Origin of the sequence: Bradyrhizobium sp. UNPA324 (assembly GCF_006658635.1) — a bacterium.
Classification (GTDB): domain Bacteria; phylum Pseudomonadota; class Alphaproteobacteria; order Rhizobiales; family Xanthobacteraceae; genus Bradyrhizobium; species Bradyrhizobium nanningense.
In genome coordinates, this window is the sequence record NZ_LFJD01000004.1 from 1,926,725 (window position 1) to 1,938,585 (window position 11,861).

The window sequence follows — 11,861 nt, forward strand, 5'->3', positions numbered from 1 at the left end:
TTACGCAGCGCGACTTACCTTGATGAATGGAACGATCAGCTCTTCCACCGAGACGCCCCCATGGGCGACGGTCGCTTCTCCCTGCCGGACAAACGCCCCACGCGTGCCTGCGTACAATGGCAAAAAATCGGCGGGCAGTCCCGCAACATCGAGACGAAATGCATCGACGCCCGCAGGCAGAAACTCGGCTAGGATCTCGCTCCTGTAAGTCCGGACGCGCTCTCCACGCATTTCTGGGGCTGCGCCCTGGTTAGGGCGCCCGACTCCAACGGCGTCGACATTTCCATGATCCGCCGTAACGTACACGTGGAAGCCTTGGTCGAGCAACATCCCAAATAAGCGCTCGATGAATCCAGTCTCACACCAGCTCGCGATCTGACTTGCAATTCCCCGTTTGCCCAAAACAGCTCCGTGGACGATCTCGTCGATGGTGTCAACGACCAGGCCGGTGACACGTATCGACGGGTTGGAGATCGCGCTCGCCAGCTCAGGTAGCTGGGCGGCTCGCTGAATCGCTTTGCGAAAAAATATTTCGTTGGCGCGTAGGCCATGATCTTGCCAGTACCGAGACCAAAGCGCCGATTCTTGAGATGTGGTGTCGATGGAGTTTGCGAATTCGCGCGGACGCAGGCCTGAGAACAGCGCCTGACGAGAAACGGAGGTCAATGTCGGCAGCCAAGCGAAGCAAGCGCTTTCTTCGAAAGAGAGGCCAGGCTCGCGCTGCGCTACGAATTCGCGGATCTGGATCCATTGATCCATGGCCATGCCGTCGAAAACTAGGAGCGCCACGCGAGTTTGACGAGGATCGTGCCGCAGGGAGATATAACGCGGCACGTGATGCACCATCACGGGACTCTTCGCCGCTGGGAGAGATGGCAAATCAGCGTAGTGCCTTGTGACCCAGGCACGCAAGTGTTCGTCGGCGGCTTTCTGGATCGCGGCGACGTGGGTTTCGATCGTCCCCGCGTGGTCCAGTTTGACGCCGTGAAGCCGATAGATGATCTCCCCCAGCCGCCGAGAGAGCAGCAACCAATCACGGAAGGAAGCCTCTATCGATGGAAGCTCGGTGGCAAGGCGCTGCGTAGCATCGATAACGAGCCTTTCGACGGCATTTGGATTGTCGACAATGCCTATCCGAGCCCAGTCGGGTACGTGTTCCGGCCGTTCCTGCGCTTCTAGTGGCTGAAGCATTCCATCGAGGAACATAGAATCGACGATAACGCGAACATCGGGATGCTCGAACGGGATCGCCGCATCAGGAAGCTCTTCTGGTGGTTTTCCGTCGGCTGCGCGCGAGCCGATAACACCTTTTGTGGCGAGGAATCGATCCCAAGCGCTCTGTACCGCACGTAGCAAGAAGCTCTTCGAGGAGAAGAGATCTCCAATCGGAAGTGTGCTGAATGCAGCCTTCGCTCCGAGGACATTGGCCACATGAATCGCAAGAACCGCTGGGAGGCCATCATCCCGATAGTGCAGGCGCAGTAGCTCGCGCCACAGATCCTCGGGTCGGGAGATCAGGTAGGGACTGATCTTAAAGATATGGGTGAGGATGAAGTCCTTAGTGGCGCCGTCCCCCATCGACTGAGGATTGTGCTGAGCTTGAGCCTCGAACAGATCCTCGTAGTACTCAGAGCCGATCTGTCGGACGACACTATAACTCAGGTTCGGGAAGAGTTTAGCTAGGCCGAGACTAGTTCGACGACCAGTGCGCAGGTAGTCCCATGGCAGAGTGTCAACTTCGGTTCCGCGCAAATGCAGGATAAGGGCGCGAGACGGCGCAGGCACGCCACGGGCCCACGCCGCGCGGTATCGCTCCTCGTATTCTGTGCGGAAAGCGATTGGATCCTCGAAAGGCAGGAGCTCAAAGCCGCGCTCGCGCAGGCTAGATAGGATGTGCTCGTCGAGCAGCAGGTCGTCTGGATCGGCAGCGATCCAGAACCGCGACAGATCTTGCGGGAATTCCAGCAGTATGCGGTCAGTCCAGCGACTCATGGTTGCTGCGCCATTTCTTGACCGATGCGGAGCATCAGCACAGCGTTTAGATCGGGCGTGTACCCTTCTAGGGCATCAAGCTGCGCCATCCGTGCTTCATGCTCAGCCAGGAGCCGCTTACGCCGATATTCGCGCACGTTTGGAAGCCCGATCCGGCCGATTGCCTGATAGCGGGCTTCATAGGCGTACTGCGCCCTCTCTCGCTCCTCGCGGAGCCGGCTCCGATGGTTCTCCACTAGATCTGAGAAGAGCCGCTCTCCTTGAGCGATCGCGGCACTGTGCGAAACATCGAAGCACCGAGTGGTATCGGCCATCGTAGCTGGCACCGCCAACGACAGCTCTTCGGTGAGGAGAAGGTCCCAAATCCTTTTTGCCGTCGGCATGAACGTTCGACCGTCATCATTGACAAAGACTGTCAGGAATCGGCGACGGCTAAGGTCATCGGCTGACAGACTGATTTCCCACAGCGACCAGACGCCCCGCACGGTCTCGGGCAGCCCAGCAATCCTAACGATTGGGAGAGGCTGTCCAGCCACACATCGCGGCAACTCGCTGATTACGGCCCTGGCGCGTGGGTCTTCAAGGGTTACCCATTCGAGCTCGGGGTGCTCCTCGGCGGTGCGGGCAGCAAAGCAAACTTTCGCAGACTCGCTACCGTCGGCCCAGCGCACGCGCCATGCATTGTCATCTTTGACAGCCACTCCGCCGCGCGCCGGCAGCCCGTTGATGATTGCTCGTTCGAGCCAGTACTGCGCCGGATGATTTCTCCACTTTCTTGCGTCATCAGCCTCCAACTCGTGGCTGTCGGAAAGCAGTTCGCTCTGCTCCCGGCTGTCTGCCAACGTCGCGCGGAGCTGCGAGACGACCGCGTCGCATTTCGCTTCGATCGCCTCAGGATTTTGCAGCCCGCCGACGAACAGCTCATCGAACAGCGGCTCTGCCGCGACCGAGTCCATCACGTCGGCTGCTTTGTCGACGCCGAACTCCTCGGCGATGATCGCAAGCTTGGTCTCTAGGACTTCGCGAACGCGATGTTCGACGGTGTCATTGAGCACGAAATTGATGGCTCGCACGATGTGGGGCTGTCCAATGCGATCGACGCGGCCGATCCGTTGCTCCACACGCATCGGGTTCCACGGCATGTCGAAGTTGACGATGACGTGGCAGAATTGAAGATTCAGACCCTCGCCGCCGGCGTCGGTCGAGATCAAGATGCGCACATCTTGAGCGAACGCCCTTTGCGCCTTAGTACGGGCGTCCAGATCCATGCCCCCGTTCAGGGTGGCGATTGAGAATCCGCGACTCTGCAGGAAGTCGGCCAGCATCGCCTGCGTCGGCACGAACTCCGTGAATACGAGAACCTTGAGCGCAGGGTCGTTCTCTTCCTGCTGAAGTTTGTAAATCAGCTCTAGCAGCGCCTCAGCCTTAGCGTCCGTCCCCTGGCTTTCGGTCCTACGCGCAAGGTCGAGCAGCGTGTCGACCTCGGCCTTCTCCATCTCCCAGCCCTTGGTCTGAACTGCGATTTCCACTTGGGTCTGGCCGTCAAGTTCGGCCCACTCCTCGACCTCGGCCTCGTCGAATAGCAACGCCTGGAGCTGGGGTTGATCGAGCAGTGCGTGCCGCTTTTCGAGGGTCGTCCGGATGGCGGCAGTACTCGATGTCACTAGCCGCTGCATCAGGATCATGAGGAACCCGATGTGGCGCTGCTTCGCCGCCATGGCCTGGTTGTAGCCGTGGCGCACGTAATCAGTGACGGCCTCGTAGAGCTGCTGCTGGGCAGCATGCCGATCCTGCCATTCCACCGCATGCAGCCGCGTCATCCTGGGTTTGAAGAGTGGCTTGCCTTCCGCATCGATGGCGGCCCGTTTCTCAGTGCGAATGACGAAAGGGCGAACGCGGTCCCGGTCGACGCTGCTCTCGTCGGGGAACGAGTCCCGATCAATGAGTTGCATTAGCCGGAGGAACTGGTCGGTCTTTCCCTGGTGCGGCGTCGCGGAGAGAAGGAGGAAATAAGGCGCAGCTTCCGCCAGTGCCGCGCCCAACTTGTACCGAGCGACCTGGTCCGTGCTGCCGCCCATGCGGTGCGCTTCGTCGATGATCACGAGATCCCAGGATGCTGAGATCAGATCTTCGAAGCGTTCGCGGTTGTAACTGCTGAGCTGCTCAGTGCTCCAGCCTCGTCGCCCCTCCAGAGGCTTCACCGAGTCGAGCGAGCAAATCACCTGATCGTGCAGGCGCCAGAGGTTCTCCTCGTCGCTGCGCCACTGACGGAACGCGGTCAGCTCAGCAGGCTCGATAAATTGGAGTGATTCTCCGAAGTGCAGTCGCATCTCGGCCTGCCATTGGCGGACCAGTCCCTTCGGAGCTACGACCAAAATACGGCGAACCATGCCCCGTAACTTCAGTTCGCGCAGGATGAGCCCAGCCTCGATTGTTTTGCCGAGCCCAACCTCATCCGCAAGCAAGTAGCGTATCCGGTCGCGGCTCATTGCCCTGTTCAAGGCGTAGAACTGGTGCGGCAGCGGCACGACGCTTGACTGGATCGGCGCCAGCAGCAGATTGTCTTCTAAGGCGTCAAGAAGCTTCGCGGCAGCGGCGGTGTACAGGATGTGCTGTATCGATGGTTGAACGGCGTCGAGTGGAAGCAGATCTTGGGCGTGGGCGCGTACAATGGCATCCTTGGCTGGAAGCCAGACGCGGTAGGCGGTTTTGCCCCACACGTCCTGGCGATCGACGACGCGGCAAGGCGCGGCATGCCGGTCATGCCAGCACCATGCCCCAACGACGTGCCCGCTGCCCGCATGCGTCACGCACCAGCCTCCATGCGGGTCAGTGCCTGATCGTACCAGAGCAACAGTTTCTCATCTTCCTGAAGGACCTCTTCGGGGATCTTCTGGGCGATGCTGATGATGGTCTTATAGTTCTTTGCTGCCCAGGCGTTTTTAAACCCGGCCCGCAAAACCTCCAGTCGGAACTCCTTCAGGCGACGGCCGGTGACCGTTTGGTAGGCCTCAAACTCCTTGAGCAGGGCCTTCTCACGCTTTTGCTCGAGATCTTGTGCCTTGCCTGGATCCGGAACATACCAACGATCCTTGGCCTTCGCCTTGAGGTTTGGATCGCTCTTCTCCAACCCTCGGAGATCCTTGTGATTGGTGGATAGGTAGCTGTGGATCTGGCTCGGCACGTCACCGATGCCATCGTAGCGAAGGAAATTGCCTTCTAGCAGTGCCGATAGCTCTGGTTTTGGTTCGTGCTTTTTCCAGCCCGCCCCAAGCTGAGTAGTAAAATCTGTATGGAGTTCCTGACGGGTCGAAGGTCGCTTCTTAAGGTGGTCGGTCAACCAATCGATCGCACTCCTCTCGTCCGAGACGAACAATTCCATTTGTGGAGCTTGAGTTGCCTGAGCACGCTTGCGGTCGTACTCGGCGACCTGTTCCGGTAGGAAGGCCATGCCATCCCGCCCAGGGAAACGGCTCCTTAGACCGTCGAGGAATTCCTCGGTCGACAGTGGCACGGGAGCGTCGTGGCGCACGAACCATGCAACCATTCGGTCGTAAATGCGACGCGGATCACGTTCGACGACGAACTCAAGCGCCCCGTTTTTCGACTTCGAGACGGAAAGTTGGCGCAAATGGGTCCGCACGAAATCCCAGGCAGATTCAGGAGCGGCGCCGCGTTCTGCGAAGCGCTGTTCTAGTCCGCCATTGGGCTTGTAGGCAGAGATCACGAGATCCTGCTTCACGGCCGTGGTTGACGTCACTTGGCGGTAGCTGCCCTGCAATTTGTCCAGTGCCGTAACTTCGGCCACTACAAAACCCGCTTGCTGAAGCGCGACCTGAATCGCATTCCAGACCGACGCCTTGCTGTTGGAGAAGACCACCGTCATCCATCGACCCGGCTTCAGAACGCGGTAATACTCTGCAAAGCAGCGCTGCATGAGGTGTTGATACTCAGGCAAGGCCTTGTCTTTGAATTTGTCGATGATCGCTTCCGGCTGTGCGTCTGTCGTGACGCCATGCCATGCTTCGACCAGGAAATTCATGTCTGCATAGTAAATGTTCTCTCCAAACGGAGGGTCTGTAAAGACGTAGTCGACGCACGAATCAGGCATTGGAATATTCGCAGCAGTCGCGGTGCTCACAACAGAGAAGCCGGTTCGGGCGGCGAATGTCCGAAAAGTCGAGGCGAGACGCTTTAGCTTCCCCTCCAAGATGTACCATGGGCTGCACTCAGCATGTTGAGACGCAACATAGTAGACGCCGGTCAAGAACTGGTTCACTTGCGAAAATCCAGTTGGGCGATACCGATTCAAAATGGAGGCAGTCCATATCGCCTGCTCGACCATGAACAGTAGCATAGCGCGCCTACGTGGATCGGTCTGCGCATTAGCTTTCTCCCACAGCTTCCCCATCGCCTGTACAGTGCGCGGCAAAAAGAAATGATGGGCGTGAGTAAATCCCTTGGGCGCTATTCGCGAGCCGTGGTACATTTTTTCAATTGGGAACCGAGCAGTTGGTACATCACTCGGCAAAGCTAATGACTCAATTTTCTTGAGCGTGGCTAGATCTTGCGTATCAGGCTGCTTACTGAATCGTCCTTTTCCAATCGAGTAAACGATGAAAGAAGGTTTGAATTTCACCTTCTGCCACGGAGCGTTTGTCGCGGGATCGGACCGAGTCTCCATCAGGCGCTCTAACTTGTCCTTGTCGAGCTCTGCTCCGCAGTGTGGACAGGGGAATGAATCTCGAGTCCGATTGTCGTCATCCAGTGCTTCGTTGATAAAGTTCACCTCGCCGGCACACTCTGGGCAGGTGAAGATCTCGCTCCAGACGGTAAATTCAATTCGGCCCTTGGTCTTCCCGTCGGAATGCAGCGTTTCGTACATCCATCCGATTTCGCGCTCGACGTCGCGGAGCAACTGCTTTCCCGACTTTGCGAAGTCATCTACATCGAACGGCAAATTGTAGTTTTCTGCGATGAAAGTTGCCGCCGGAGATAAGTCATTCAGAACTGCCCGACGCGCACCCCATTTCGGTGCTGCCATTCCAGCTTTCTTCCAATCGCTCTCCAGCTTATGGCGATAGGCGGCGGGCGCTGTCCCGCACCACTGCGCCGCAACGCCGGTCATCCCAGATCCGGCGAAGCCGTCGAGGACGATGTCACCGGGTTGGGTGAAGTGCAGGATTGAGGGCACAATCGCGAGATGCGGCACCTTTGTATGGTAAGAATGGGCCTTGTAGATTGGATCTGTCTTTCCCTCCGAGACGTCGATCGCCATCGGCTCGCGTACGTAGCTCACGGCCGGGTCGTATGGCTTTCCGTAGTGCTTCACGAAATCCGCCAGCCACGGATTTGGGCATGCGGTGTAGTAGGGCGGATCCGACATCGCGAGGATGGCTTCGTCCGTCCCCTTCGGAAATCCTTCCTTCTTGCGAAAAGATGGGTCTTTCAGCTTGTCAGCCAGAAGCTTCAGGAAATGAGTCCTGCGCGCATTATCGTCGGCGAAGTTTATACCGAGACACTCCACCGGGCCGCTGCTCATGCCGGCGCTGGTTCGCAGAAGTTCGTTCATCGACAAGCTCTCATCGTTCGTGTTGTTCTGGCGTTCATCGCGGCTCACTCCACGATGAAGCGAAGCTTGCTGGTGTCTTTGCCCTTGCAGCGGTCGGTCAGGAACGCTTCGAAGCGCTTACGCAGATCTTCGGGCGTCGCCGGTGAACCGCCCTGAAGGAGTGCCTTCTTGATGTCGTCGCCGGAGACGCTAATCTTCTCCAATCCCGACAGCGCTTCCTGGATTGCCGCCACGAACTCGGGCGTCACGATATCCGGGAGCGTCTTGTTTTCCGAAAAGCCGCTCACAATTTTGCGCGATGACGTCTTCAGGAGCTCGAAATTTGACTGGATGATCGGGTCTTCGAGGTTTTCGACCAGCGTCTGGACCCAGTTTTCGAGAAGCTTTTCGAGTTCCTCGTCGAGCTGCTTGAGCACATTGGCGGCGGGTAACAGATCACCCTGTTCGCTGGAAGGCCTGAACTGGCAATGCGGGCAGACAGGGCTCGCGGAAAGCTCTGACTCCACAAGGGCGGCGCAGCTCTTCAACTTGTCGAGTTTGTCGTCGAAGCCGGTAAGTTGGCTGGTTGGCATAAGGGAGATCCCGGCCAGGGCGCGCATGGCGACAAGCCGTGGATCCTTACGCAGCGCTGACTTGCTCTTTTCCTCTGCGACGCCCAAGCGTGCTTTGCTGTGCTGGCCAATGTACGCGGTGACGTAATTTTTCTTGAGCTGTGCGAGCGTCTGGCGGTATTCGGTCACATGCTGCGCGGTCCGATCCTGTGCCAGTTTTTCGAGCACCTGCTTGCGGGTTTCCTGAGCCTTCTTCGCCCACGCATCGTCGGGCAAAAGCACCATCTCACCTTGCGACAGATAGCTCGCCGTTGCCCCTAGTTCAGCGATCATCTCCAACATCCGCTCGACTGCGGAGAGAACATCGAGATTTTTCTTCTGCGCTTCGATGTCGTCCGATCCGACGCGCAGGTTCTTGAGCTTGCCGGCGGTGTTGTAGGGCGACAGGCTTTCCGTGAACCCCTTTAGCGCATCCAACCTACCGCGCCAGTCGAGGATCTCCTCTTCGCGCAGCAGCGGCTGCCCCCAGAAAGTAAGCCGGTTCTGCATGTCAGTCGTGACGTTGAGGACGCGTTTTACCAATCCGCCGACAGCTTCCATCAGTTGCTTCACGGGCTCCTCGGACCCCTGGGTAGCAAGCTGCGCGAGCCCCGGAGATAGCGCCAGCAGCTCGAACAGAGACCGAAGGACCGCGACATTGATCTCCTTCGGGGCCTCGACGTGCTTGAACTGCTTCAGCTCGTCGAGCGGTCGCTCTGCGAGCAGCGTAATCTTGCCCGAGTCGACCTTGTCGCCGGTAATCGCCAACACGATGTCGCCGGAATAGACGAGCCCGCCGAGGACCGCGACGAGAAGGTCCGGTTCGAGGCGGAATTTTAGGGGCGCAAAGTATTCTACATCAGTGGGGCCGCTTAACAGTTCGCCGCGATTGAGCACCTGGCCGTGTCCTTTGGCCTTCAGCCGGGAGAGAACTTCTTGCGCATAGCGGGAATGGGTCGGGTCGATGCGATCGCCGTCCAGCATTTCTAAGGCGTCGAGCACTCCAACGGCGTCTTTCGTCCGCGTGCCGCCAGCGAGCGCCTTGAGCGCATTACTCACCAATTGCCGTCGATTGGATTCGGTGACCAGGACTGAAAAGGTTGGATACTCCGGCGACACTTCGCGGAACTGGTTGTTGAGCGCGAGGCCAGAGATGACGTTCACAACGTCTCGGAAGTTGATCCGCTCTTCCGGCCCCAGTCGGGCTTTGTCGCGAAGGGACACTCCCTTGGTCCATTCTTGCAGGGTCTTCGTCTTGCCCTGATAGGTGACCTCGTAGGCGGTCATCTGCTTTTCCTGCAGCCACTTGCTCATATCCCGCAGGGCATCCTTAGCCTTTTCGAGGTAGATGGCCTTTGCTCCGCCGCTGGCGGTTGAAGCCAAATCCTGTGCAGCGGCATAGAAGGACAGGTGCCGCCGGATGGCGTCATCGAGACCCTTCAAACGAAAGAACACCTCGTCGGGCTTATTCTCATCACGAAAGCGCGGCGGCTCGAATGGCTGGATGAAGTAAATGTAAAAATCGCGCTCGGGCTGAGCGGTAGGCCGATCGTTCGGAGCCCCGAAGAATAGGTAGCCGTTGCGATCAACACGACGATCCTGCCATTCGACCTGATACTGCCAGATCAGGTGGCCGGTGACGTAAGTGGTCTCATCCGTCCGCTCCATCAACTGACGAATCGCGCCGTAGTACGCGCGGTCGAGCACATCATCCGATAGCGCTTCTGTGCGCTTCTCGATTTGGGCATCGTAGTCCACGTCCTTCTTCAGATCGAGGTAGTATTGCTCCGTGTCAGGCGCCTTCGAAATGAACTGGCCGTTGACGGTCTTGAGCGTCTCGCGCAGTACGGTTTGCACAAGCGAGAGAAGATCCGCGGCAGGGTCGCCGCCCATATCCTCGATTCCTGGCTGGAAGAGGCACAGCGTGTCGCGAAGCTCTTCAGCCGTTGGACCAATCGGGACGTAGATGTCGCCGCCGGTCGTCAAGCGATGCACAGACAGGCCGTCGATGATGCGCAGCGCCATCGGCCGGTAGGCGGGCCTTGTGAATGCCTTGCGCACACGCTCGGCCAGAACCTCTGACACCTTGAGAACAGGGCCGATGTTCGGATCGGCCCGCAACACTGAGTTGGACGTCACCGTCTCCCAGAACTGGTCGAAGCCGATCAGCCCAGGACGGTCCTTTGGGACATCGTTGTCCAGGATCGCTTGGATTTGATCTCTAAGGGTCACCAGCGCGCCGCGCTTCTCTGTAAAGACGAGTCGCTCGAACGTGCCAATGTAGTCCGGATGAACGGGAAAGAGCCGAACATACTCGTCCATGCGCTCGTTCATCGAGCCATAAAACTTCGCAAACGGTGTCAGATAGGTGCGGATCTTGTTCTGCTGATCGGCCGATTTCTTCAGGAGCCGCTCGGCGACAACGAAGCTTACGTCCTGGCGGGCTAGAAGGACCTGCGTGAAGCGGTCCTTCACGCGGCGGAGGCTGTCCGCGACGTGTTGGAACCTGCTGCTATCGAAGATCGCTTCCTGCACGCCCGCGACGAACCGAAAGCGCAAATGCTTTGTGACTTCGCCAACTTCTCGCAGGAAGGAGAGATCGAGCACCAGATCGTGGTCCCGGCGAGACCGCAGGTATTCCAGAAATTCATCGACGACGAGAAGGACGCCATGGTTCGGGTGAACCTCGGCGAAGGCCGCCATCATCTCCTCGAAGGCCGCCTTGTTGTTGATCACTTTGCCGGCGGGTGGGAAGCTGAAAGCGACGCCATGCTTTTCGAGGAATAGCTCCAGCTGCTGCGTAATGATGTCCCGCAGAGACATCTGGCTCGAGATTTCGATGCGGTGGACTTTGAACTTTCCGGCAATGGCGCTTGCCGCATCGACAACCTTTGGGTGGCGGATTGCCGGAACGTATTTTGCGTCCTCTGCCACCAGCGACAGCACGGACATCAGGTGGGACTTACCAGTGCCGTAGTTGCCGACTATCAGAACACCTTTGTGGTCCACCGACTCGTCGAAGGAAAGTTGAGGGATGATCTGCTTGGTGATCCGCTCAGCCATGTCATCGGAGATGACGTAGGTCGCGACCAACTTTCTCGCCTCGTCCGGGCGGTTCGCATCAAGGAGCTGAATGACCGATTCGATCGGCTCAAACTGAATGAGATCATTATAGCGCATCGAGAATTCTTTCCCCAGTCAGCTACATTACATTCTGAACGCAACGATACCTTCGGCATCGTAGTCTTGATGTTCTGGATGCCCCATCGCAGCGTATGAAAGCCGGTTATTCTGAAGCTCTCCGGGCCACGACGCAACGACACGTCGTGTTTGAGCATTTCGCCTTAGCAAATCAAGTGGATTGAGCCGCAAAGTCCGATCGAAAAGTACTTCGATGTCATCGAGGAGGATCAACCCGTTGGCCGCGCTGTTGCCAGTCATCTCTCGAAGAAGATCTGGCGCCTGTAGGTGTCGGCGGGAAGCAGGGACAGACAGGAGCGCCTTTCCAAGGGCTGCGCCGACGCTTAGGGACGATGTCTGACGGCGCTTGGCTAGTTCCGCAAGGAGCTCTGTCTTGCCCGCGTCGGAGCGGCCGATCACAAGCACGAGCTTGCAGTTGAGGCTTTCGATCTCGTCCACTAGTCGTTCGAGCCGGCCAAGCGTCTCCTCGGAAATCACGATGATGCCTCCAGGATCGGAGCAGGCCG

At 58.2% G+C, this 11,861-nt stretch carries 5 protein-coding genes; all 5 read right to left on the bottom strand.

Going from position 1 to position 11,861, the window contains the following annotated elements; translation table 11 throughout:
• Genes pglZ through brxF form a run of 5 tightly spaced genes read right to left on the bottom strand, consistent with a single transcriptional unit; the run spans position 1 to position 11,832 of the window.
• Positions 1 to 1,992: a BREX-3 system phosphatase PglZ gene (gene pglZ / locus UNPA324_RS09455; protein ID WP_141934533.1), complete on the bottom strand. Its 1,992-nt coding sequence runs from the start codon at positions 1,990 to 1,992 to the stop codon at positions 1 to 3.
• A complete protein-coding gene (locus UNPA324_RS09460) occupies positions 1,989 to 4,802 on the bottom strand; it encodes a DEAD/DEAH box helicase (RefSeq protein WP_210246759.1) in 2,814 nt (937 codons plus the stop codon). Before UNPA324_RS09460 ends, pglZ begins: the two co-directional genes overlap by 4 nt.
• Positions 4,799 to 7,564 (bottom strand): DNA methyltransferase, encoded by a 2,766-nt coding sequence (locus tag UNPA324_RS09465; RefSeq protein ID WP_141934534.1) that lies wholly within the window; start codon positions 7,562 to 7,564, stop codon positions 4,799 to 4,801. The genes UNPA324_RS09460 and UNPA324_RS09465 overlap by 4 nt, the downstream gene beginning before the upstream one ends.
• 44 nt (positions 7,565 to 7,608) lie before the next feature.
• Positions 7,609 to 11,334 carry a DUF6079 family protein gene (locus tag UNPA324_RS09470; RefSeq protein WP_141934535.1) on the bottom strand — a complete coding sequence of 1,242 codons (3,726 nt, stop codon included), beginning with the start codon at positions 11,332 to 11,334 and terminating at the stop codon, positions 7,609 to 7,611.
• A 27-nt stretch (positions 11,335 to 11,361) separates the two neighbouring features.
• A complete protein-coding gene (gene brxF, locus UNPA324_RS09475; protein ID WP_210246760.1) occupies positions 11,362 to 11,832 on the bottom strand; it encodes a BREX-3 system P-loop-containing protein BrxF in 471 nt (156 codons plus the stop codon).
• Positions 11,833 to 11,861: the final 29 nt, after the last annotated feature.